18 protein-coding genes and 1 pseudogene are annotated in these 24,710 nt (G+C 59.8%); 10 read left to right on the forward strand and 9 right to left on the reverse strand.

The features are described from left to right. Positions 1-35 precede the first annotated feature (35 nt). The gene (locus EGM97_RS08845; RefSeq protein ID WP_238963222.1) at positions 36-1,514 is read right to left on the reverse strand and encodes a hypothetical protein; all 1,479 of its coding nucleotides are present in this window, start codon (positions 1,512-1,514) and stop codon (positions 36-38) included. 662 nt (positions 1,515-2,176) lie between these two features. Beyond that, a complete protein-coding gene (locus EGM97_RS08850; protein WP_053150550.1) occupies positions 2,177-3,202 on the reverse strand; it encodes a zinc-dependent alcohol dehydrogenase family protein in 1,026 nt (341 codons plus the stop codon). A gap of 257 nt (positions 3,203-3,459) precedes the next feature. Here EGM97_RS08850 and EGM97_RS08855 point away from each other — a divergent pair, with 257 nt between their 5' ends. Then, positions 3,460-4,374, forward strand: a complete 915-nt coding sequence (locus EGM97_RS08855; RefSeq protein ID WP_053150547.1) for a LysR family transcriptional regulator — start codon at positions 3,460-3,462, stop codon at positions 4,372-4,374. A 40-nt stretch (positions 4,375-4,414) separates the two neighbouring features. On the opposite strand, the pseudogene EGM97_RS08860 reads toward EGM97_RS08855, so the two are convergent. Together EGM97_RS08860 and EGM97_RS08865 are read right to left on the reverse strand one after the other, a co-directional pair. Next, positions 4,415-4,531, reverse strand: a pseudogene (locus EGM97_RS08860) (XRE family transcriptional regulator); the annotation flags it as partial. A gap of 181 nt (positions 4,532-4,712) precedes the next feature. Next, entirely contained in the window at positions 4,713-5,621 is a 909-nt protein-coding gene (locus EGM97_RS08865; protein ID WP_238963223.1) for a LysR family transcriptional regulator, read from the reverse strand. Positions 5,622-5,733: 112 nt separating this feature from the next. On the opposite strand from EGM97_RS08865, the gene EGM97_RS08870 reads away from it, so the two are divergent. Both EGM97_RS08870 and EGM97_RS08875 read left to right on the forward strand, forming a co-directional pair. Beyond that, positions 5,734-6,537 (forward strand): NADPH-dependent F420 reductase, encoded by an 804-nt coding sequence (locus EGM97_RS08870; RefSeq protein WP_238963224.1) that lies wholly within the window; start codon positions 5,734-5,736, stop codon positions 6,535-6,537. Between the two features lie 79 nt (positions 6,538-6,616). After that, entirely contained in the window at positions 6,617-7,384 is a 768-nt protein-coding gene (locus tag EGM97_RS08875; protein ID WP_238963225.1) for an SDR family NAD(P)-dependent oxidoreductase, read from the forward strand. A gap of 115 nt (positions 7,385-7,499) precedes the next feature. Here EGM97_RS08875 and EGM97_RS08880 read toward each other — a convergent pair whose 3' ends face one another. Then, the gene (locus tag EGM97_RS08880) at positions 7,500-9,065 is read right to left on the reverse strand and encodes a carbohydrate porin (RefSeq protein WP_238963226.1); all 1,566 of its coding nucleotides are present in this window, start codon (positions 9,063-9,065) and stop codon (positions 7,500-7,502) included. Positions 9,066-9,232: 167 nt separating this feature from the next. Here EGM97_RS08880 and EGM97_RS08885 point away from each other — a divergent pair, with 167 nt between their 5' ends. The 6 genes from EGM97_RS08885 (at position 9,233) to EGM97_RS08910 (ending at position 16,086) form a co-directional block, all read left to right on the forward strand. Next, positions 9,233-10,507, forward strand: coding sequence for an ABC transporter substrate-binding protein (locus EGM97_RS08885; protein ID WP_238963227.1), 1,275 nt, complete (start codon positions 9,233-9,235; stop codon positions 10,505-10,507). A gap of 23 nt (positions 10,508-10,530) precedes the next feature. Beyond that, positions 10,531-11,493 (forward strand): carbohydrate ABC transporter permease, encoded by a 963-nt coding sequence (locus EGM97_RS08890; protein WP_238963228.1) that lies wholly within the window; start codon positions 10,531-10,533, stop codon positions 11,491-11,493. After that, positions 11,490-12,332 (forward strand): carbohydrate ABC transporter permease, encoded by an 843-nt coding sequence (locus tag EGM97_RS08895; RefSeq protein WP_238963229.1) that lies wholly within the window; start codon positions 11,490-11,492, stop codon positions 12,330-12,332. The genes EGM97_RS08890 and EGM97_RS08895 overlap by 4 nt, the downstream gene beginning before the upstream one ends. A gap of 26 nt (positions 12,333-12,358) precedes the next feature. Then, complete coding sequence (locus tag EGM97_RS08900) at positions 12,359-13,498, forward strand: ABC transporter ATP-binding protein (protein WP_238963230.1); 1,140 nt, start codon at positions 12,359-12,361, stop codon at positions 13,496-13,498. Then, entirely contained in the window at positions 13,495-15,018 is a 1,524-nt protein-coding gene (locus tag EGM97_RS08905) for a glycoside hydrolase family 32 protein (RefSeq protein WP_238963231.1), read from the forward strand. The genes EGM97_RS08900 and EGM97_RS08905 overlap by 4 nt, the downstream gene beginning before the upstream one ends. A 75-nt stretch (positions 15,019-15,093) precedes the next feature. Further along, positions 15,094-16,086 (forward strand): LacI family DNA-binding transcriptional regulator, encoded by a 993-nt coding sequence (locus EGM97_RS08910; protein ID WP_238963232.1) that lies wholly within the window; start codon positions 15,094-15,096, stop codon positions 16,084-16,086. A gap of 95 nt (positions 16,087-16,181) precedes the next feature. On the opposite strand, the gene EGM97_RS08915 is transcribed toward EGM97_RS08910, so the two are convergent. The 4 genes from EGM97_RS08915 to EGM97_RS08930 all read right to left on the reverse strand — a co-directional run bounded on the left by EGM97_RS08915 (position 16,182) and on the right by EGM97_RS08930 (position 23,502). Further along, positions 16,182-19,004, reverse strand: coding sequence for a M10 family metallopeptidase (locus EGM97_RS08915; protein ID WP_238963233.1), 2,823 nt, complete (start codon positions 19,002-19,004; stop codon positions 16,182-16,184). A 116-nt stretch (positions 19,005-19,120) separates the two neighbouring features. Next, positions 19,121-20,446 (reverse strand): TolC family outer membrane protein, encoded by a 1,326-nt coding sequence (locus EGM97_RS08920; protein WP_238963234.1) that lies wholly within the window; start codon positions 20,444-20,446, stop codon positions 19,121-19,123. 1 nt (position 20,447) lies between these two features. After that, on the reverse strand, positions 20,448-21,767 hold the full coding sequence (locus EGM97_RS08925; RefSeq protein ID WP_238963235.1) for an HlyD family type I secretion periplasmic adaptor subunit: 1,320 nt from the start codon (positions 21,765-21,767) through the stop codon (positions 20,448-20,450). Next, positions 21,757-23,502, reverse strand: coding sequence for a type I secretion system permease/ATPase (locus tag EGM97_RS08930; protein WP_238963236.1), 1,746 nt, complete (start codon positions 23,500-23,502; stop codon positions 21,757-21,759). Before EGM97_RS08930 ends, EGM97_RS08925 begins: the two co-directional genes overlap by 11 nt. A gap of 304 nt (positions 23,503-23,806) precedes the next feature. On the opposite strand from EGM97_RS08930, the gene EGM97_RS08935 reads away from it, so the two are divergent. Then, positions 23,807-24,571: a substrate-binding periplasmic protein gene (locus EGM97_RS08935; RefSeq protein ID WP_238963238.1), complete on the forward strand. Its 765-nt coding sequence runs from the start codon at positions 23,807-23,809 to the stop codon at positions 24,569-24,571. The last annotated feature ends 139 nt before the right edge of the window (positions 24,572-24,710 follow it).

The following is a 24,710-nucleotide window of genomic DNA, read 5'->3' on the forward strand; positions in this document are numbered from 1 at the left end:
GATGTGTGCTGAGAGAACCCGCCAAGCGTCGCTCCTCAATGCCCGGCCGAACGTTCGCACAGGTCATCGGCGCCCGTCCCGGTGTCGGCCTCGGCAACGTCCAGCTGCGGGTCGAATCCCGGCGCGGCCTCCCGCTCCGGCAGCGCGATGCTCGCGTCATAGAGCCTGCCGAGCATGTCGATGGACAGGCCACTGACGTCCACCATCCACTGAGCCACCTGATCGGCGATAGGGCCGCCCTGCATGGCCTTGTGCAGGTCCGGCATCGCCACCAGCATGCCGGGATGACAGCAGCGCAGGAAATGTTCCAGCCCTGCACCTTTTTCGACAAAGGGCGCGAACAGCATGCACACCAGTTGCACTTCGTTGAGCCCCAGCGTCTTGAGCGCTTCGTGGGCTGCCTGGGCACGACGTTCGGCAATGGCCGAAGGCGGCCCGAACAGTTCCCGAGCCTGCGCGCAGACATGTTCCGGCAGTTGCTTGCGATGCAGGATCATGATGGCTCGCTGCGCGTAGTCGCCATAGCCCGCCTCGTAGCTGCGCCCATGCAGGTGATAGGCCTGCAGGCCATGCAAATGAGCCGACAGCAGCGGACTGAGGTAGTCGTTTTCCGGCGCCGAGGCGATGAAATCGTCGGTCCGTACCCGCAGGAATTCGTTGAACAGCGGCCAGTTGGTTTCTTCCGAGCGACCCACGATCAGGTCATCGATACCAATGTGCCCGACGCGCCGGCAGGCCTGGAAGCTGCCCTCGGGCTTCCAGGCTTGAACCCGATGCGCCCCGTAGAAATGCTGAAAGAGGTCGCCGCCAAGGTTATCGAGCTGCATGAAAAGGCTGTCGAAGGTGCAGGTTTGCTCGGTGACCAGACCGATCTTGCGGGTCGCCCGTCGAAAACCCGCCATGAACTGCTTTTGCTGGCGCAGCGTATCGCTGCTCACCAGCGAATCGACCCCCGCTTCCCAGCGCGCCATGTGGCGATAGAACTCCGCCATTGCCAGATAGCCGTCGTCACCGACCTCCAGGGGACTGTCGGGAGAACGGAGGTGCCCCAGAACCAGCATGTCCATGCGATTGGACTCGTGCCCGCCCACCGACAACGACTGACGGTGGTTGAAGGGCAGCACTTCACGGTTATCGGCCATCAGCAGCTCGACACGGGGGTCATCGTAGACGAACAACGCGCTGTAGCAGCGATGGATGTTTTCCAGGGTCGACTGGCGGGTCTCGCTCAACCGCGGCGTGGCGACACGCAGGTTGAAGGTGACCGGATACCTGCCGGCAATACTCAATTGCGCCGCCCTTAAGGCCGTCAGGACATAGAAACTGTCCCGACTCCCGTTCTGGACGGTCAGCACCCGATAATCGCCGATCCGTTCGATACCCCCGGCAGCGACTATCAGACGTTGAATCAAAAGCTGCAGCGCCGTACGCTCCGCACGGGAATAGAAACTTAACAGTCGCTGCAGAATCTGTTGATACACATGAATCATTGCCTGCTCATGAATTGCACTCATAACCGTTTACCTGGAAATTCAAATATCGGCCTCGCACCCACCAAGGTGACTGCGTGACGTGATGGGCGAAAGAAACTGTTCCGCTACTGCAAAGAGTATTGGTAATACGCTTGATCTTTGCTTGTTGTAATTATTTGACACATACATCCAGCATTAACCCATTTCCTTTCAGCGGTTCGCTGAAACCCGCACATTCATTGGCTCCCGCCGGTCCGCCGGCACGTCCTAGGACATTTCCGACAACGTCCCACAGACAATGAGTACAGAAAACAAAGAACATGCCGAACTTTGGTTGGGCAGCTGACCCACATTGTTTTTCTGATGTTCGATAAAAGAACCCGAAACAAGAAACAACCGAAACCTCTTGAACAGGTATTGAAGGATGAAGACCTTCCCAAAGCGTGTATTGCACCACGACTTCTTCCTTGAGCTGAAAACCAGCGTTCAATTATCAGGACTTCAATAATGATTAGAAGATACAGATTAATGACAAAAACCAGCTCAGTTGCGCAACGGCAAACGGAGTCGGTTCGAGCGAGACGGCAGGCACCCTCATCCGCGTCCGCTCACAGCCGTCAGCGTTCGGATAATGGACAGGAATGACCGATCAGGTCGCAGGGAGCGCAAGAGCCCGGAGCGTTGGCTCTTGCGCGAGACGGGAATCAGGCGGGATCGACAACCTGAAGGGCAACGCGCTCACGGCAAGGACATTCATCCATGTAGCGGTGAGCCTCGACAAATTCCCCGAACGGGAAGACTCGGGTCTTGAGGGGCAACAGTACGCGATCGGCCGTCAATTGGTTGATATCGCGCAGTGCCCGTTGCAACGCTACATGGTCCTGGATAATGCCCAGTTCCGGCTTGCCGGTGAAATTACCAATGCAGTGTACAAAGAACTGGATGTTCTTCTGGAATGCCGCGCAGGCCGGGAACGGCGTCTGGTTGCCGCCTTGCAGGCCGTACAACACCAGGCTGCCTCGCGGCGCCAGCACATCACCGAGCAATGACATCTGCGGCCCGCCGAGCCCATCGAACACCACGTCGACGCCTCGATTGTCGGTGAGCTTGTTGATTTGCATCAGCAAGTCCTGCTCTTCCGTGACGATGACTTTCTCGGCCCCCAGAGACAACAGATAATCACGCTCTTCGACTGTCTTGGTGGCAGCGATCACCCGCACGCCCAGCGCCTTGCCCAATTGGACAAAGGATGGACCGGCGCAATGGCTGGCGTCGGTCACCAGGGCGAACTGCCCGGGCTTGACCCGTGCCAGGTCGACATAGGCGAAATACGCGATCAGCAGCGGCGTGTAGTGCACGGCGGCTTCGATCGGGCTCAGGACGTCGGGGTACCGGGTCAGCGCGGTGCGTGGCAGCACGATGACCTCACCGTAAACGGGATAATCGTTCGGACTTTCGGCGGGGAAGCTGGCAACCTTGTCGCCGACCGCCAGATCATCGACACCGTCACCCACGGCGGTCACTACGCCAGCCATTTCATGACCCAGGCCAGAGGGCAGCCGCGCCTGTGACGACGCCAGGTTCTGGCGCCAAAGGGTGTCGTACCAGCTGATTCCGATTGCTTCTACGCGGACCTGCACTTCTCCTGGCGCAGGAAGAGCCGTCGTCTGCTCTTCGCATTTGAGCACTTCGGCACCACCAAACTTGTGAAAACGGATCGTGCGGGACATCGCAAACCTCGTCAAAGTAACCTCTAATGCCATGAACTCTATCCGGGCTTTTTACCCATGACCATCAGTGGCTATTAATAGTCGACATGCCTGTCATTGATTCCGCAGCCAAAAAACGAACCAGTCCTGTAGGCATCCAGCCTAGGAAAATTCAATTAGCCGGTGCAGAGTACCAGCCTTTCCCCGTAAGATTCATGCCGGCCATTGTTCTTAAATGGCCGCTCACGTCAAGCTTGCCGAATCTGCCAGGACCCCAGATGAATCGTAATGACCTGCGTCGTGTCGACCTGAACCTGTTGATCGTGTTCGAAACACTGATGCATGAACGCAGCGTAACCCGCGCCGCCGAAAAGCTGTTCCTTGGCCAGCCGGCCATCAGCGCGGCGTTGTCGCGGCTGCGCAGCCTGTTCGATGACCCACTGTTCGTGCGCACCGGCCGCAGCATGGAACCGTCGGCGCGGGCCATCGAGATTTTCTCGCTGCTGTCCCCGGCCCTGGATTCGATTTCCACGGCGGTCAGCCGGGCAGCGGAATTCGACCCGGCCACCAGCACTTCGGTGTTTCGCATCGGTCTTTCGGACGATGCCGAGTTCGCCCTGCTGCCCATGCTGCTCAAGCGCCTGCGCGCCGAAGCGCCCGGCATCGTGCTGGTGGTGCGCCGGGTCAACTACATCCTGATGCCGAGCCTGCTGGCGTCCGGAGAGATTTCCATCGGGGTCAGCTATACCGATGACCTGCCGGCAAATGCCAAGCGCAAGGTACTGCGGCGCAGCTCGCCGAAGGTGCTACGGGCCGACACCGCGCCCGGGCAATTGACCCTGGACGAATTCTGCGCCCGCCCCCATGCGCTGGTGTCGTTTGCCGGTGACCTGAGCGGTTTCATCGATGAAGAACTGGAAAAGCTCGGCCGCAAGCGCCACGTTGTACTGGCGGTTCCGCAGTTCAACGGCTTGAGCACACTGCTGTCGGGCACCGACATCATCGCCACTGTGCCCGATTACACCGCCGACGCCCTGACGGCCGCGGGGGGCGTGCGCGCTGAAGATCCGCCCATTCCAGTGCGCAGTTTCGAACTGCACATGGCTTGGCGTGGGTCACAGGACAATGATCCGGGAGAGCGTTGGTTGCGTTCGCGGATTCAGATGTTTTTCGGGGATCCGGATAGTCTCTAGGCTGACGCCCAATCTCTCACATCTTCAACGGCGACCGCTGTCCGCGTCGGTGGTGTAACCGAGCTACGTTCTGATCGATGCGGCCTTGGATCGTGCGCAAGCGATTGCAGAGCCGCTTGACGACTTCGCTCGGCTTGCTGAAGCTTAAATCCGACATAGTGTGTACCTAGCCCATTCTGTGCCAGTTAGTTCCCAAACTATTGAATTAACGCATAACCCTATCAAGCCGCTTAATTCCCTTAAACTGTGCCTTATCGCGCATTTACCAGCTTTAGCCACAATTTACTGGATTTATCTACCATAAAGCCAAAGGGTAGGGAGAATTATTGGAGGGCCCCTCAATCCGATGTGCCATTGCCCCTCTTGAACGCGCTGAGGCTCAAATCCACGAAACTGCGCACCTTGGGGTCCATGTAGCGGCTCGATGCGAATACCGCGTGGACCGGCGCGGGGATCTCTGCCCAACCAGGAAGCACCCAAGTCAGTGTGCCCTCGGCCACATGCGGTTCAGCCATGAAACGAGGCAACTGCGCGATACCTATTCCTTCAAGCGCCAGGTTTTTCGCGGCGATCGTGCTGTTGACCGCACAGCGCGGCGCAGCTGTGACCTTCTCTGTCTTCGCGCCGTTGACCAGGCTCCAGGTCGAGCGGCCGCGCGTGGTTTTCATGATCAGGTCGTGATGCTTCAGGTCGCCGACGCCGGCAACCACCGGCCCACGGCTCAAGTACGCAGGGGTTGCGTAGAGCCCGTAGTTCACTTCTCCGAGCTTGCGTGCCGAAAGCCCTGAATCTTCAAGCGTGCCAACGCGAATCGCGACGTCGAAGCCTTCGTGGATGATGTCGACCAGGCGATTGGTGTATTCCGCCTCCACCGTCACGTTCGGCGCCTGCCGCAGAAATGCCGCAATCCATCGGTCCACGACCATCGTACCGAATTCAGAACCCGCGGTGATCCTGAGCAACCCCTTTGGCTCTCTGGACTGTTGCGCCACCGCGGCTTCGGCTGCCTCCGCGGCGGTCAGGATGCACATGGCGCGTTCGAAATAGTCGCGCCCGACTTCGGTCACGCTGAGGCGGCGTGTCGAGCGGGTGAGCAGTTGTGCGCCGAGCTTTTCTTCCATGCGCCGGACGATGCGGCTGACTCGGGCTTTGTCCGTACCGAGTCGGTCCGCAGCCGCAGTGAAGGAGCCATCAGTGACAACAGCGGCGAAGACGCGCATTTCCGGCAGATCGATTGATGTATTCATGGACAACAGTGTGTGATTTTTGACTCGATTTATCAATCGGCAGATCAGATCTACAGTTCGGCCCGTCTACCCACTGACACGAAAATCTGTCGTCATAGAAGGAATATTCAAAATGACCCAAACAATCGGAATTATCGGCTCGGGCCTTGTGGGCAAAGCAGTCGCCCATCTGTCCGTAGCGGCAGGCTTCAACGTCGTGATCAGCCATTCCCGTGGCCCTGAATCACTCTCCGGGCTGATCCAGGAACTCGGCCCGCTCGCTCGCGCGGGCACGGTCGAAGAAGCGATCGCCGCCGCCGATATCGTCTCGCTGGCCATTCCCCTGGCGAACTTCCAGGCCTTGCCGGCCGACAAACTCATCGGCAAGGTCGTCCTCGATCAAACCAACTACTACCCAGGCCTCGGCGACTTTCGCCGGACCGACCTCGACAGCGCCGAGCTGACGTCGAGCGAACTGGTACAGCGGCACCTTGAGGGCGCGAGAGTCATCAAGGGGATTCACAACCTCGGCTGGATTCACATGCAGTACAGCGCTCGCCCCAAAGGCGATGCCAAACGCACCACCCTGCCCATTGCCGGCGACGACGCTGTCGCCAAGGAGATCGTCGGGCGTTTCATCGAGGCTGTTGGCTACGACGTGGTCGATGCAGGCTCACTCGCCGACAGCTGGCGCATCGAACCCAACACGCCGATCTACTTCTGGCCCTACGCCCCTGCTGTTCCAGAGGGCTTGACCGAGGAGCAAGCCAAGGAAACTTACCGGCAACCGGGCAAGCCGATTTCCCCGGAACAGGCTCGCCAGCTGATCAGCACGACAAAACGTCCATCGCCCGTCGGCGGAACGCTGGAGGGGCTTCCCCCCATCCATATCGCCCTGTTCCTGGAGTTGGCCAGCGCCGGCACTGTCCAGAGGTAAAGCCTCTATTACCGGAAGCCGGACACATCGCTCTATGTTCGTGCGGCCCCTCTGACCTGAATTCGAATTGGAGTATCAAATGCCACAGCCGCTTTTTGGGAGAACCGCCCTCGTGACCGGAGGGTCGCGGGGAATCGGCCGCGCGATCGCCGAGCGCCTCGCACAGGAAGGGGCAACGGTCGCCCTGACCTACAACGCTTGCAAGGCGGCCGCCGATGAGGTGGTCGAGACAATCAAAAGGGCCGGCGGCAGCGCTTTTGCGCTTCACGCTGACCTTGCCGACGCGGAAGCCATTGCGCCACTCTTCGAACAACTCGACCGCGAACTCATCGAACGGAACGGCAGCAAAACGCTGCACATTCTCGTCAACAATGCTGGAAACTCTGGCTGGGGTGGTCTGCGAGAGGCGACCCCGGACAACTGGGACACGCTCTTTGCGGTCCACGCCCGAGCACCGTTTTTTGTCGTTCAAGCCGCGCTCAGTCGTCTTTCCGACAATGGACGAATCATCAATATCTCCTCCGCTGCCGGTTCGCGTGCCATGTCGGCTGTGCCGATCTATTCCATGGCCAAAGCCAGCATCAACAACCTGACCCAGGCGCTTGCCCAGGAGTTGGGCCCTTACGGCATCACCGTGAATGCCGTGGCGCCAGGCTGGGTATGCACAGACATGAACACTGCCGTACGGGAAAACGCCGACATGGTGAAACTGATCGAGGGTGATACCGCGTTGGGCCGCTTTGGCGAAACCTCGGACATCGCCGCCGTCGTGGCGTATCTGGCCTCGAACGAAAGCCGTTGGGTGACCGCCCAGGTGATCGAGGCCAGTGGAGGCTACAAGCTATAAACGGTTCTTCACGGACGACCGGGAAAGTCATTCTTGATCTTCATGAAAAAGAATTTGCTGTCCCGGTCGCCGCGGGTCTTGCCTGATCGCCGCTCGACATCTTTGCGCACAAACCCTAGAACCATGTCTCCATCTGAATCCCGTATTGCCAGACACCACCGGCATTGAAGTCCGTCTTGCCGAACGAATCCGAAGCGCTGTACCTGTCCAGATCCGAAGACCAGTTCATGACACTGGCAAACAGGCGCAATTCAGGACGCGTGAGCAGGTCTCCCAAATCGGGCTTGAATGTCGGTGCGACGGTGAATTTCCAGAAGTTGCCATCGACCGCGTTGCGTTGCATGTAGCCCTTGGGATCAAGGTCCATGGTCTGCCAGCTCATCTCGTAGGCCATCTCGAAATTGCTGTTGATCTCGTTGGCCAGCCGCACGTTCAGGGTCATCCAGCGATAGTCGTCACCCTTGACGTACCGATCCTTGCTCTGCTCGGCCAGCAGGCTGGGACCGATGCGCCACCCAGGTGCAATCGGGGTTTCCCCATAAAGCGCCAGGCGCAGGGCGCGAGCCTCGTCGATGAGTTCGCCGTCCGCGCCCACGTTCTTGACCTCCGCGCCAAGGCCTTGCCCATAGAGCAGCGCCGTCTTGAAGAAGCCTTCTCTACCGAAAAAGTTGCGTTGATGATTGGCGACCATGCTGTGCAGACCGGAATCCGCCGGCGTAAAGCCCGCTTCATTGGCGCGGGTGGCGAAATCGTTTTTCTTTGAACCGATCGCGTTGAACATCCACTGCCACTGTCCGTTGTCGAAAAACTGGTTGGAGGTCAGGATGTAGCTCTCCACATCGGCATTGACCCCACCCTCACTGAAGTCCCCGTAGTTGCGCCCGATCAGGGAATAGTTCGAACGCCAGTCCTTGCTCATCTGCACGTCGTAGATCCCGCCGCCGGTACCGGCCAGATAGACAACGTCCGAGTCCAGCCAATGGATATCGAAGTTGTCCCGGTCGAATCGCTTGCCTGCCCAGAGGGTGGCGTTCTCGAACATCGGATTGCCCTTGAAAGCGGCAAGATGATCGAGTTCGGTAAAGACCTGGCGCACGTTCAGGTTGCTTTCTTCTGCCGTCCAGTCGTTGGAGCTTTCCACGCCATCGGCGATGGAAACGGTGAATTTGGAACGGGTGCCGTTCTGCGCATACAGCTCTTTTGACAAGTCGATGCGCATGTAGGTGTCGTCTTCGTTGCCAAGCCGCCCGACCGCACCACCGACGGAACCGGCCGGGGTGGTGTAGGGCCCGCCGCGACCGCCGCCCAGCCCATCGTTGATCAGCAATCCGGAGCGCGCATAGCCCTTGAAGCTGAATCCGTCCGTGAGATGCGCACCACTGCCCGCTTTTTCAACGCGTTGCTGACTGGCTTCGAGCTTTGCCAACCGTTCATCCACCGTGGGCGTCATTGCGTGGGGCGTGGCAGACGCTGTCGGTTGCAAGGCTGGCGTGCTGAGTTTGAGTTGTTGCAGCTCTCTGGCGAGTGCCTGGGCCTGTTGCTCGGCAGCGGCGGCGCGCCTTTCCGCTGCACTGGTGCGGGCTTCGAAAGCTGCCATGCGCTCCTCGAGTGTCGCGGCCTGGACCGTGACCGCCGAGGTTCCGAGCATGCCTGCGATGAACCAGCCTGATGCTTTCTGCATGTGAATTATCCCTGTCTTGTTTTTATTGTTCTGTCTTGCGAGCGCCCTTTCTTCCTCGAAACCGAGTGTCACGTTCCTTCAAAAAAGAGATGCCTGATCGCAAATACGCTGCTACATTTGGTGATGTTAACGTTAACTTTTATAAAAACAAAAATAAAGAGGGCTTTATGAAACGACTTAAATCGCTCCTTCCAGCTGCACTGCTCAGCGCTTTTGCAGGGCTTCCTACCCTGTCCAGCGCGGCCGATCTGACGATCTCCTGCGGTGCGGTGGGTGCAGAGCTGCAACTGTGCAAGGAGGCCGTCGAAGCGTGGTCGAAACAGACCGGTCACAGCGTCGATGTGGTTTCCACCCCTAACTCGGCGACCGAGCGGTTGTCGTTCTACCAGCAGATCCTCAGTGCGCAGTCGAGCGACATCGACATCATCCAGATCGATATGGTCTGGCCGGGGATGCTGGCCAACCACCTGATGGATTTGCGCGAGGTGCTCCCCGCCAACGCCACCCAGGGTTACTTCCAGGCACAAGTGGATAACGCCACGGTGGATGGACGGCTGGTGACCATGCCCTGGTTCACCGACTCGGGGCTTTTGTATTACCGCAAGGATTTGCTCGACAAATACAACAAGCCGGTGCCGCAGACCTGGGAGGAAATGACGGCCACCGCCAGGGATGTACAACAGGCGGAGCGCAACGCCGGGAATACCAACGCCTGGGGTTATGTCTTCCAGGGCCGGGCCTACGAGGGCCTGACGTGCAATGCGCTGGAATGGATCAGCAGTCAACCGGGCGGCGGCCTGGTCAGTCCGAAGGGCGATATCGTGGTCAACACCCCGGCATCCAGAACGGCCTTGACGCTGGCAAAGAGTTGGATCGGGGATATTTCGCCCCGTGGGGTGCTCAATTACACCGAGGAAGAAGGACGGGGAGTCTTCCAGTCCGGAAATGCCCTGTTCATGCGCAACTGGCCGTATGCCTGGGCCCTGGTGCAAAGCCCGGACAGTGCGGTAAAGGACAAGGTCGGCGTCGCTCCCCTGCCCCGTGGCGGCGCGACTGGCAGCCATGCGTCAACCCTCGGAGGGTGGGGCCTGGCGGTTTCGCGCTACAGCGCTCGGCCAAAGCTTGCCGCAGAGCTGGTGAGCTACCTGACCAGTGCCCAACAGCAGAAACATCGGGCGTTGGTAGGCGCCTACAACCCGGTGATCGAATCGCTGTATCAGGACCCTGAACTGCTCGCGGCCATGCCGTACTACGCCCAACTGCGCAGCATTCTCAACGATGGCGTCATGCGTCCCGCTGCCATCACGGCCGCCCGTTATCCACGGGTCTCCAATGCGTTCTTCGACCAGGTGCACGGAGTGCTCGCCGGCGAGTTGCCGGTCGATCAGGCACTGGCGGAACTGGAAAGTGAACTCACACGGATCAAACGCCGGAACTGGTAAGTCTCTAAGGAAGGAAAATCACCATGTCTGTCTCTTCTGTCCATGCGCCCGGCGCCGAGCTTCTGCCGGCCCGGGAAACGCCCCTGCAACGTCGCCGAGTACGCGCCGCCTGGGTTTTCCTGGCGCCGATGCTACTGTGCCTGACCCTGGTCGCGGCCTGGCCACTGCTGCGAACCTTCTGGTTCAGCCTGACCGATGCCAGCCTGGCGGACACCACGGGCGGTGCCTTTGTCGGCTTGAGCAATTATCTGTTCTACAGCGGCTCGGGCTGGTCCGGTGTGCTGGTCGATCCGCAATGGTGGAATGCGGTGCGCAACACGTTGCATTTCACCGTGGTGTCCGTGGGACTGGAAATGGTCCTGGGGCTGCTGGTGGCCGTGCTACTGAACATCAAGTTCACCGGACGCTCCCTGGTGCGGGCGTTGATCCTGATTCCCTGGGCAATCCCGACCATTGTCTCGGCAAAGATCTGGTCATGGATGCTCAATGACCAGTTCGGCATCATCAATCATCTGATGCTGGGCCTCGGGTTGATTGACGCGCCTCTCGCCTGGACGGCAGACGCGGATCTGTCGATGTGGGCGGTGATTATCGTCGATGTCTGGAAAACCGTCCCTTTCGTCACGCTGCTGATGCTGGCAGCCCTGCAAATGTTGCCGGGCGATTGCTACGAAGCCGCGAGAGTCGATGGCATCCACCCGTTGAAAGTGTTCTGGCGCGTCACCCTGCCATTGCTGCTGCCCGCTTTGCTCGTGGCGGCGATCTTCCGGATTCTCGACGCCCTGCGGGTGTTCGATGTGATCTATGTGCTGACCTCGAACGCTTCGAGCACCATGAGCATGTCGGTCTATGCCCGCCAGCACCTGGTCGAATTCCAGGATGTGGGGTACGGCAGCGCAGCCTCGACGTTGCTGTTTCTGGTCGTAGCCATGATCGCCATGGTGTACCTGTACCTCGGACGCCGTCAGATGGAGGCCCGCTCATGAGCCCGCGACGTCTGAAAAAAGCGCTGCTGCGTCTCGGGTTCTGGTGCCTGATCGGGATTCTGCTGTTGTACGCGATCTTCCCTTTCTACTACGCCATCGTGACGTCGCTGAAGTCGTCCACTGCCTTGTTCCAGGTGAGCTACTGGATCGACCACCCCGACTTCTCAAACTATGCCGCAGTGCTCAACCAGGCCTCGTTCGTGCGCGCTATCGGTAACTCGCTGATGGTTTCACTGAGCGTGGTCGCGCTGGCGTTGTTCCTCAGCCTGACGGCTGCCTATGCATTGGGCCGGGTGAAGTTTCGCGGACGAGGCACGGTACTGATGCTGGTGCTTGGGGTGTCGATGTTTCCCCAGGTCGCCGTGCTGTCGGGGCTGTTCGAGGTGATACGCGCCCTGGGCCTGTACAACACGTCCTGGGCGCTGATCCTGAGCTACACGATTTTTACCCTGCCTTTTACCGTCTGGATACTGACCACGTTCATGGGGCAACTGCCTCACGAGCTGGAGGAGGCGGCAATCATGGACGGCGCTTCGTCCTGGGTCACCTTGACCCGCGTGCTGCTGCCGCTGCTCTGGCCGGCACTGGTCACCACGGGCCTGCTGGCCTTCATTGCGGCATGGAACGAGTTCCTGTTCGCCCTGACCTTCACCCTCACCGACACCCAGCGCACGGTGCCGGTCGCCATCGCGCTGATTTCCGGCGGCAGCTCCCATGAACTGCCCTGGGGGTTGTTGATGGCGGCTTCGGTGCTGGTCACCGTCCCGCTGGTCATCCTGGTACTGATCTTCCAACGCCGGATCGTTTCCGGTCTCACTGCCGGTGCGTTGAAGGGCTGAGGCCCGACAAAGACAAGGAACACATCATGAGCAAATTGAAGCTGCACAACGTGAACAAACAATTGGGTGACATGCGAATTCTTCGTGACGTCAGCCTGGAAATCGCTGCGGGTGAGTTCGTGGTGTTCGTCGGCCCTTCGGGCTGCGGTAAGTCAACCCTGCTGCGATTGATCGCCGGACTGGACTCGATCTGTGACGGCGACCTGCTGATCGACGGGCGCCGGGCCAATGACCTGGAACCCCGTGAGCGTGGCGTCGGCATGGTGTTCCAGTCGTATGCGTTGTACCCGCACATGAGCGTCTACGACAACATCAGCTTCGGTCTCAAGCTGGCCAGGACCGATAAGACCAGCCTGCGCGAACGGGTGCTGAAGACCGCGCAAATCCTGCAGTTGGACACACTCCTGCAACGCAAACCCAGGGAGTTGTCGGGTGGACAGCGTCAGCGGGTGGCCATGGGCAGAGCCATGGCAAGGGAACCGGACATCCTGCTGTTCGATGAGCCGCTGTCCAACCTCGATGCCTCGCTGCGGGTGCAGATGCGCAACGAGATCGCCCGGCTACACGCCCGGCTGGGCTCGACCGTGATCTACGTCACTCACGATCAGGTTGAGGCGATGACACTGGCCGACAAAATTGTCGTGCTCAACGGTGGTCGCATCGAACAGATCGGATCGCCCCGAGAGCTCTATGAACGCCCGGCCAGCCGCTTTGTCGCCGGTTTCCTGGGCTCGCCCAGGATGAATTTTCATGCAGCGTTTTTGCATGAACCCGGGAAAACCAGCCTGGTTGAAAGTATTGTGCTGGGCAAGACCACCCTGCCCTTCGACAGCGCCGCGCTGGCGGCCAACACGCAACTGAGCCTGGGGATCCGCCCGGAGCACGTGACACTTGAAGCCGCGCCGGGGGCCACTGGCGTTGTCGTGGCCGGGGTCGAATACCTCGGAAGTGAAACCTATGTACACGTCGACACCGGCCATGATGAGCCACTGATCTGTCGTTGCGAGGCCAATGCCGGCTGGCAGCCAGGCGATCAGGTCAGGCTGCGCCTGGACCTGGACAAACTGCACCTGTTCGACGCCAACGGAGTGGCCTTGAAGCGCCATGCCAGTGCAACCGTGCCTGATGGCATTCCCCTGCGCTCGGCACCTGCTGGCGCCCTATGATCCAGGCTCTGAATACCATGAACGCATCCACGTCCCTGACCCACCGCTCGGCGAATCTCGAACAGGCACAGCGGGCACTTGTCGATAGCCTGCCCCGCGTGGTCCACGACTATCGACCCGCCTATCATCTGGCTCCCGTGGCGGGCTGGATGAACGACCCTAACGGCGTGGTGTACTTTCGCGGCGAATATCACGTGTTCTATCAGCATCACCCCTTCGAAGCGAAATGGGGACCGATGTATTGGGGGCATGCCAAGAGCGCCGACCTGGTGCATTGGCAGCATCTGCCCATTGCCCTGGCACCGGGCGATGACTTCGACCGCGACGGCTGCTTTTCCGGCAGCGCGGTGGTGTACGAGGACACCCTGGCGCTTATCTACACCGGGCATACCTGGCTGGGGGATGTGGGCGACGAACGCCTGATCCGTCAAGTCCAGTGCCTGGCCACCAGCACGGATGGCGTCCGCTTCGTCAAGCATGGCGCGGTCATCGGCACCCCGCCCCACGACTCGATCATGCACTTTCGTGATCCCAAGGTATGGAAGGAGGATGACCATTGGTACCTGATTGCCGGCGCACGCCAGGGCGACAGGCCCCTGCTGCCGCTGTACCGTTCGGCTGATCTGCAGGCCTGGGAATTTCTCGATTACGTCGATCGTGGCAGTGAGGGCGACGGCTATATGTGGGAGTGCCCGGATCTGTTCCGACTGAACGGGCACGATGTGCTGCTGTACTCGCCCCAGGGCATGCAACCCCAGGGTTACGAACGGCTCAACAAGTACCAGACCGGTTACCGGGTAGGCCGACTCGACAGTGAATGGCACTTCACCGGCGGGCCGTTCATCGAGCTGGATAATGGCCATGACTTTTACGCCGCGCAGACATTGGAGGCTGCCGACGGTCGGCGCCTGGTGTGGGCATGGCTCGATATGTGGGAAAGCCCGATGCCGAGCCAGGCGCATCACTGGTGCGGCATGCTCGGTTTGCCCCGTGAACTTGAGCTCCATGCCGATCGCCTGCGCGTGTTCCCGGCCCGGGAACTGACGGCCTTGCGTCAGGCGCCACTTCCAGGCACGCCACCGTGGGCCGGTTCAGGCACGCAATGGGTGTCGCACGTAAGGGGCGATGTGTTGGAAATCCATGTACATCTGGATCTGCCCGGCTGCACCGATGGCCGCTTGGGGGTCGCCTTGCGCTGCGGTCCCGACGGTGAAAACACCGAACAAACCCTGCTCTATTACGATGCTTCATTGCAACGCCTGGTGCTGGATCGCAGCCGTTCGGGGGCGCAAGTCGACGGTCAGCGCAGCGTACCGATCGACCCAACGATCGAGCAGTTGCGACTGCGTGTGTTTCTTGATCGTTCGTCCATCGAGGTGTTTGAAGAAGAAGGACGCTTCAGCCTCAGCAGCCGCATCTATCCTCGACCCGACAGCCTGGGCGTAAAGTTGCTGGCCAGCGGGACGGGTGGGCACGTCGCTATTACCCACGCGTGGCCGCTGGGGTCGGGCTGGCTATGAACGCTATCGCTGGAGTCGCGAGAAACCAGGGCCCTGTGTCATGATTGCGCGTCAACCTGATTGGCCTCACCTCGCATGACCTCAGTCAAAGACGTTGCACAGTTGGCCGGCGTGTCCCTGATGACCGTTTCCAGGGCGCTCAACAGTCCGGAAAAACTGAGCGCCGAAACCCTTCAGCGGGTGCGGCGCGCCATCGATGAGCTGCAATTCGTACCCAGCCTGTCGGCGCGCAAAATGCGCGGCGATAACCTCCAGGCACGCACCATCGGTGTGTTCGCATTGGATACCGCAACCACACCCTTCGCTGTCGAGCTGCTGTTGTCAATCGAACAGACTGCACAGCAAGCAGGCTGGAACGTCTTCATCCTCAACCTGTTGAACAACCCGCCCACCGATCAGGACATCGACCTCATGTTGTCGCACCGTCCCGACGGGTTGATCTTCAGTGCAATGGGGTTGCGCCAGGTGAGCATTCCCGAACGCTTGAAGAGCAAGCCGCTGGTGCTCGCCAATTGCCTGGAGGATGACAGTCGCCTGGTCAGTTATGTACCGGATGACGAGACCGGGCAACACCGCGCCGTCCAACACGCGCTGAGCCAAGGCTATCGGCGTCCGCTGTGCATCAATCTGCCAAAACGCAGCCTGGCCTGGAGCCTGCGACAAGCAGGCCTGCAGCGTGCCTGCCAGGCATTCGGGCTATCAACCGACGCGCTGCTGCAATACGACCTTTCCGATCACGATGCCTATCATGAAACAGCCGCCATTCTTGACCGGCACATCATCGAGGGCCGCCCTCAATTCGACATCCTGATCTGTGGTAACGACCGTATCGCCTTTTGCGCCTATCAATTGCTGCTGGGCCGTGGTCTGAAAATCCCCGGCGATGTGGCCGTGCTTGGCTACGACAACATGATCGGCATCGCCGAATTGTTCATCCCGCCCCTGACCACGGTACAACTGCCGTACTACGAAATCGGTCGCAAAGCGGCCCGGCACCTGATCGAGACCCTGCAAGTCGCGGGGCCCCAGCCAGTGGATTGCCCATTGGTGATCAGGGCGTCGCTATAAGCCAGACACTGTCCAGTTGCTCGAATCAATATTGCGAGTGAGCAAGCTTGCTCACTCGCAACGGATCGATCTTGCGCAGGCCGCTGAATCGCTTGTCAGGCAACCAGATCGTTGGTACCGAAGGTATTGACCCCGACCAGCTGAATCTCGAAATCTGCGGCTAGGTCGCCGTTGACGTTGCCGTAGAGCACGTGGTCAACGAAGCGTAACTGCCCGGCGCCGGTGAAGGCATTCGAGTCGATGAAGCTGAACGCATCGTTCAAGGTGGTCAGGCTATTGGCATCCAGTTTAGACAGGTCAAGTTTGTCGCCTTGCAGGCTGTTGAAGTCGAGGATGACATCGCGAATACCTCCGTTGCCCAACTCGTTCAACGCTTCGAAGACGAATCGATCAGCGCTCTCCCCGCCCGTCAGCATATCGGTGCCCAGCCCACCGATCAGCGTGTCGGCGCCCGCGCCGCCATTGAGTTGATCGTTGCCTGCACCGCCGTTCAGCACGTTATTGCCGGCATTACCTGTCAGCACGTTGTCCAGGGCGTTGCCGGTGCCATTGATGGCGGCAGCGCCAGTCAGCGTGAGGTTTTCCAGATTCGTTCCCAGGGTGTAGCTGACGGACGACAGAACGCCATCGACTTCCGTCGCAGAGGCATTTGCCTCGGTAATCGTATCAGCGACATTGTCAACCACGTAGACGTCATTGCCGGCCCCGCCGTCCATGCTATCCGCACCGCCCAGGCCATTGAGCACGTTGTCGGCGGCATTACCGATCAGGCTGTTGTCCAGGGCATTGCCGACAAGGTTGAGCTCAGCCGTGCCAAGCAACTGGCCGTCCTCGACATTGGCCGACAGGGTGTAGCTGACCGCGGAGAGAATCACGTCCCGGCCTGCACCGGCAAGCTCGATAACCTTGTCACCCAGATTGTCAACGACATAGTTATCGTTCCCCTCGCCCCCGACCAGCGTATCCATCCCAACCCCGCCGTCCAAAACGTTGTCGCCGGTGTTGCCGGTCAACACGTTGTTCAGAGCGTTGCCAGTGCCATTGATAGCCGCCGTACCGAGCAGCGTCAGGTTCTCCAGATTTGCGCCCAGGGTCCAGTTCACCGCGGAAAGCACTGTGTCGATTTCGCTGGCCAGGGTGCTGGTTTCGCTGACGACGTCACCGACGTTGTCGACCACATAAATGTCGTTGCCGGTGCCTCCGATGAGCGTGTCGATACCGCTGCCGCCGCTCAAGGAGTTGGCACCCGCATTACCGGTGATGAGGTTGTTCAGCCCGTTACCGGACGCGCTGATGGAAGCGGCGCCGATCAGCGTAAGGTTTTCCAGGTTCGCTCCCAGGCTGTAGCTGACGGACGAGAGGACGCCATCGATTTCCGTCGGAGAGGCATTTGCCTCGATGATCGTATCAGCGACATTGTCGACCACGTAGACATCACTGCCGGCCCCGCCGTCCAGGATATCCGCGCCGCCCAGGCCATTGAGCACGTTGTCGGCGGCATTACCGATCAGGCTGTTGTTCAGGGTATTGCCGACGCCGTTGATAACCGCCGTACCGAGCAGTGTCAGGTTCTCCAGGTTTGCGCCCAGGGTCCAGTTCACCGCAGAAAGCACTGTGTCGATTTCGCTGGCCAGGGTGCTGGTTTCGCTGACCACGTCACCGACGTTGTCGACCACATAAATGTCGTTGCCAGTGCCTCCGATGAGCGTGTCGGTACCGCTGCCGCCGCTCAGGGAGTTGGCACCCGCATTACCGGTGATACGGTTGTTCAGCCCGTTGCCGGACGCGCTGATGGAAGCGGTGCCGATCAGCGTGAGGTTTTCCAGGTTCGTTCCCAGGCTGTAGCTGGTGGACGAGAGGACGCTATCGATTTCTGTCAGAGAGGCACTGGCCTCGTTGATCGTATCAGCGACATTATCAACCACGTAGATGTCGTTGCCTGCACCGCCAACCATGGTGTCGTTGCCGGCAAGACCATTCAGAACGTTACTCAGCGCATTACCTATCAGGGTATCGTCATTGGCTGAGCCGACTGCATTTTCGATCTTGGCGCCGTAAGCTATCGCCAGCCCTTCATTGAATGCTTCCTGGGTATTCAGGTTCAGGAAAGCCTTGCCGATTTTACTGAACTGCCCTTCATTGAGGTCGATACGGACCGCTGCCGCCTGATTGCTTGCGTCGATGGTATCAGTGCCGCCAGCGTCCCAGATGGTCTCGAAAACCGACTGGTCAGCGGTCCAGCGATAGTTGTTATCGCCCGTCTGCCAAAGCGTGTTGGCGCCATAGAGGCTTTGGATCGCAGCAATGTCCAGCAACATGGGCGAGGTGGGTTCATAGGAATACGCGTTGCCGTAACTCATGATCGTGTAACGAACATCGTCGTACTGATCCGCAAGCACCGTGTTGTTTGTCAGCCCTTGGGAGAAGGGATGTTTCAAACCCAGCGCATGACCGACCTCATGCATAAACGTCAGATAGTCGTAGGTGCCTGGGGCGGGAGCCGGTTCGTTGGTCACCGGCCCGATCCAGACATCCCCTGCGGCGGCGCTTTGGCCAGGGAAATAACCCCAGGCGGCAGTGTCGGAATCCATCCACGAATAGCCGCCAAAGCGCAAGTCACCGACATTCGCGGAGGTCTCGCTGACTTGGGTGAACTTGATATTGGCAACCGAACTCCATTCGGCGAGCGAGCCGACAACGGCGGTTTTCTGCGCTGACGTCAGGGCATAGGTGGCCCCGTACTCGTTTTCGTCGCTGTAGGAGCGGGGGAATAAAGAGCCGATGTTTATGAAGCTGTATGTCAGGGATGTGCCACTGCTTGTGCCTGACCAGTAGGTGCCATAGATCAAGCTATCGATTTGCGCATTGCCCGTCAGCTTTGCAGATAAAACAGATGAATAACCGAGTGGACTAGGCATGCGAAACTTCCTGTGTGCAAATCTGCAACCCTTCCTGGATGGGGCCGCAGCAAGAGATCATGATGTGGAATGGCGGCATTGATATCATCTAGCCAGTATTTTTTCAAATTTTGACGCTATTTACTTGGCGCGATAAGCCATTCATTAACCTTACGAATATCCCCATCCCCCAACCTCCCGCTCCAGCGATGCAGCACGAGCATGCTCGTCACGAACCGGTACTGGGACTGATAGAAATCACGCCTTGCGCGAAACTCTTCCTTGATACTGTCCAGCACATCGACGGCGTTCTTGACGCCGTAGCCGAAGGCTTTCTCCGTCGCCATCCGTGACTTCTCAGCGGACTCCAGCGCGTGGCGTGTCGCCTTGATCCGGCTGAGCTCGGCCGTCATGCCCAGATAAGCGGTGCGGGTTTCCTTGACCACTTGGCGCCGCAGGGCTTCCAACTCCTGCTGGGCCACCTCCTTGTCGCTTTCGGAACTCGAAACCCGGGCGCTGGTGGAACCGCCACTGTAGAGCGGCACTTGCAAATCGAGGGAGGCGACGAGGTTGTCCGAGCGAGGCGTCAACGCGCCTTCATAACCGATGTCACTGCGTTGCGCCGTCAGGTTCAGGCCCAGCCGGGGCAGATGGCCGGCCTTCGCTTCACCGATCGCGGCGTCGGCGGCGCGGATACTGTGCTCACGGGCATGCAACGCCGGGTTGCTGTCGAGTGCCGTTTGCACCCAATAGTCCGGCGCTTGCGCCGGCAGGGTGAAAGCCGGGCTGTCGCCGATGCGTTTGAAGGGTTCCTGAACGTCGCGCCCTACCAGCTCGGAAATGGCTTCACGGCTGACCTGGACCTTGTTACTGGCTTCAATCTCGTCAGCCTTCAGCGCGTCCACGCGTGCTTCAAGGTCAAGGGTGTCGGTCACCATCGCCATCTGGCGGGCATACAGCGCATTGATCCGCTTGAGATTACGCTCGGTCGCAGCCAGCTCGCTGCGCACCAGGGACAGTTCATCTTCGGCAGCGAGCACGGCGAAGTAACGCTCGGACAGGTCAATGCTGGCCTGCACCTGGGTATCGTCGGACTCGTATTGACCTTTCCGGGTCAGTTCCACGTACTTCTGGTAGCTGCGCCAGACCTGCGGGTCGTAGATCACCTGGCTGAGCACCATGGCCATGCGCTTACCGTTGTATTGGATGCGGCCCAGGTCATCCTCCCGTCGACTGCGGTTGACACTGCCGGAGGCGCTGAGCTGCGGCAGCAGTCGGCCCAGGGCGGCCCTTTCATTGCCCTTCCCGCTACGGGTCATGGCCTGGGCCCGCAGGATGCGCGGGTCGGCCCCTTGCGCCTCCCGATGCAGTTGCCACAGATCGACATAGGGAAGCGCAGATTCGTTGTCAGCCAGGGTACTCAACGGCAGAAGCAGCAGACACACCGCGATCAGGGATTTCATATCAATCCTCGATCAACGAACGGGCGAATGCGTTGCTGGCAGGCTGCATCAGATATTGCAACAGGGTCCGCTCGCCCGTATTGATCAAGACTTCGACCGGCATGCCGGGCACCAGTGCAAGATTGCCCAAGGCCTGACGCCCACTGTCGGTGAGGGCCACGCGGGCCAGGTAGTAGGCCGTGCCGGTGTCCTTGTTGGTCAGACGGTCGGCGGATATCTGTACCAATTGTCCGTCGACGACGGGCGTGGTGCTGCTCTTGAAGGCACTGAAGCGCATCTTCGCCGGCTTGCCCAGTGCGATGCGATCGATGTCCATCGGCGAGACTTGCGCCTCGACAATCAACTCCTCGTTGGCCGGCACGATATCCAGCAGCGCGGTACCAGGGCTGACCACGGCGCCCAGGGTATGCACGGTCATACCCATGACCATGCCCGACTCGGGGGCGACGATATCGGTGCGCTGGTCGCGGTCCTGCAAAGTGGCCAGACGTTCGCGCAGCTCGTAGACCTTGGTCCGCGCATCACCCAACAGGCCCGCGACTTCACTGGCGAACGTCTTTTTGAGCTGCAGGATCTTCAATTTCGCTTCGTCGACATGGACCCGTGCCTGCGCGATTTCCGATTGGCTTTCGGCAATTTCGGTCCGCAGCCGCGCCAGACTGCGCTCCTGCTCCCGCAGGCGCTGCTTGTCTACGTAGCCTTCGGCAAGCAGTGCCCGCAAATCGATAATTTCTTCTTCATAGGACGCTGCCAGCGTCTGCTTGCTGGCGATGATCGCCTTGAACCCGCGGATCTGTTCTTCGATTTGCCCGATGGTCGTCTCTTGCAGGCCGATTTCGCCCAGCAGCGAGGTCCGTCGGGTCTGGAAGATCCGGGCTTCGCTGTCTCGCGCTTCACGCACGCGCGGATCGTTTGGGTCCAGCGTCGGCACGGCCAGGGGCTCGGGCGCCAGGTCTCGTTCAGCCTCGAGCCGGGCCTGTAGTTCGAGCGCGGCGATCAGTTGGCTGCGCATGGCCTCCATTTCCGACCGTGCCTGGGTGTTATCGAGCACCAGCAGCACATCCCCGGCCTTGACCTTGTCGCCATCATGCACGCGCAGTTCGCGCACGATGCCGCCTTCAAGATGCTGCACCGTCTTGCGATAGCTTTTAACCGTCACCACGCCCGGAGCCAGTGCCGCGCTGTCGAGCGGCGCCAGTGCTGCCCAGCCGCCGAACAGGCCAAAGGTGATCAGCAGCATGAGGTAACCGACGCGCCGAGTCGGTTTGTCATCGATGGGTAATCCGGACATGTCGACAGAGGGATGCAGATTATTTTGCATAAAGAGACTCGTCCGGTGCCTTCGGTTGTATCGCCGCTGCCTGATGAGACGCGGGCGAGCCCCCCTGCAATCGGGCCAGGACCAGGTCACGCGGACCGAACAGACTCAACTCGCCCTGATTGAGCACCAACAGCTTATCCACCTGCGCCAATACCCCGGACCGATGGGTAATGACAAACACCGTGGCCCGGCTCTGTCTGAGTTTTTGCAACGCCTGGGCGAGCATTTTTTCTCCAGCATCATCCAGGTTGGAGTTCGGCTCATCGAGCACCACCAGGCGCGGTTCACCGTACAGGGCGCGAGCCAGGCCGATGCGTTGCCGCTGGCCGCCGGACAAGCCGCCGCCATTGGCGCCGATCACGGTGTCATAGCCTTCGGGCAGTTGCAGCACCAGCTCATGGACACCCGCCATGCGTGCGGCGGCCACCACTGCCGGTGCATTGGCCGGGCCGAAGCGGGAAATATTCTGACTGATGGTGCCCTCGAAGAGCTCGATGTCCTGAGGCAGATAACCGATGTACTGACCCAGCTCGTCCCGTCGCCACTGACTGATGTCCGCCCCGTCCAGGCGCACGGTGCCGGCCAGGCCTGGCCAGATTCCCAACAGTGCCCTGGCCAGGGTGGATTTGCCGGCGCCGCTGGAACCGATAATGCCGACCACCTCCCCGGCCGCTACCTGGAAGCCCACGCCACGAATGATCGGTTTGCGACTGTCCGGCGCCCCCACCGACAACCCCTCGACGCGAATCGCCCCTTCAGGTGCTGGCAACGACATGCGCTCCGGCTCTGCGGCGACCTTCGTCAGCAGCTCGCGCAACCGCGCATATTGCGAGCGAGCCCCCAGAAAGCCTTTCCACACACCGATCAACTGATCGATGGGCGCCAGCGCCCGCCCCAGCAAAATGGAGCCGGCAATCATCAATCCGGGTGAAATCTCATGAGTGATCGTCAGATAGGCGCCCAGGCCCAGCACCAGGGACTGGACGATCTGGCGGAACGTCCTGGACACCGCGGCAACAGTCGCCGCACGGTCACTGGCCAGGCTCTGCAGGGTCAGGACCTGATGAATACGCCCGCTCCAATGCTGGCGCAGGCTCGCCAGCATGCCCATGGACTCGACCACTTCGGCATTGCGCAAGCTCTTGTTGATGAAGGTCGTGGCAGCCATCTGTTCCCGGTTGGCCGCCTGCAATGGTCCCCGCGTCAGCTTCTCGTTGGCAAAGGCCAGCGCCCCCAGCAGCAACGCGCTCAATACCCCCATCCACCCGTACCAGGGATGGAAGATGAACATGACCGCCAGATAGATCGGAATCCAAGGCGCATCGAAGAACGCGAACAGGCCGTTTCCGGTCAGGAACTGGCGCAAGCTCCCCAGATCGCTCAACGGCTGGCCCGAAGCATTCATGCCGCTGCTGTAGAGGGCCTGCTTGAAGCTCGCGTCGAACAGGCGCTGGCCCAACAGCGTATCCAGACGCGTACTGATCCGCACCATGATCCGTGAACGCACCCACTCCAGCCCGCCCATCGTGGTCATCAACAGCAGCATGATCAGCGTCAGCATCGACAACGTCGACAGGCTGGCGCTGCCGACGGCACGGTCATAAACCTGGAGCATGTAGAACGACGGAACCAGCATCAGCAGGTTGACGAAAAAGCTGAAGAAACCGACGGAAAGAAAACTGCCTTTGCACAGGGCCAGGGCGCTTTCCAGCTCGGTTTTGGGGTGGGCTGACATGGTTCGTTTACCTGAGGTTGGCGCAGGGCCAACCTGATACATCATGATGGGAACGGTTACAGGATTGCCTTGGAGGCAATTTCCGAGGTACCTGCGCGATGCCGGCTACAGGCGTTATATCGGCAAGGACCGGCGATTCTAAAGGACAACGCCAGCGCACGCCCACCGCAACTTGAACGAGTCCCCAGGCGTTGGTCGATTGGATGATCTATACCTTCAGAAAAACGCATCCGTCTCCGGGAAGATTGCCCGGCGCCATTTGCGTAGAATGGCGCTCCACTTTTCAATGCCTGAAGTATCGATCATGAGCCGGATCACCCGCGTGTCGAATGTGCGTGCCCAGGCGTTCCGCCGGCTTTGCCTGTTGCTGACACTGCTGGGCGCCGGTCCCACGCACGGCGATCCGTTGCTGATCGAACTGCACATCCTGGATGCTCCCCCACTCACTTTCGTCGATGATCCCCGAGGTCATGGCATCGTCGGCGACATTGCCATGGAGGCCATGGCCAGGGCCGGGTATGCGGTAAAAGTTCACGTACTCCCCTGGGCCAGGGCGCAAAAGCATGTCAGCGAGGAGCGCGATCACCTGATCGCGCCTCTGTCACGCATCCCCGTGCGCGAGGACCGCTTTACCTGGATCGCCTCGATCATGCCGATGGAGCGTGCGTTCTTCAGCCTTGATCGACAGGTGGACAGCTTTGCCCAAGCCAGGGAAACCTACCGCAAGATCGGTGTAGGCCTGGGCAGTGCGCAGGAGGAAATCCTGCGCTCCGAGGGGTTCGGCGACGATCAGATCTATCCACTGACCATTGGTGACAATCCGGCCCAGATGCTGTTGATGGGACGCATCGATGCCTGGTTCAACGGCGTTCCGGAAAGCCGATATATCTGGCCGAAAGTGTCCGAACGCCCATTGCTCATGAGCCCCGTTGGCAGCAATGCCGATCTTTACCTCGCCTGTTCGAAGCAGTGCGCACCGAAAATGGTCCAGGATTTGCGCGAAGCCGTTGAAGCCCTGCGCCAGGATGGGACGTTCGAACGCATACAGGCGCTCTATTTGCCCCGATAATCCATAGCCGTCCTGCGCAGTGGGATGGCCATTGGCTTATATCATTCCGAATGATAGTTATCTTTGCTTCATTCGATTCGTTCCTTCCCTTCCCGCCACGCATTATCCGCCCATTCTCAATACATTGGCGGAGCTATCC

It is taken from the genome of Pseudomonas sp. AF32 (assembly GCF_022342325.2).
GTDB lineage: Bacteria > Pseudomonadota > Gammaproteobacteria > Pseudomonadales > Pseudomonadaceae > Aquipseudomonas > Aquipseudomonas uvaldensis.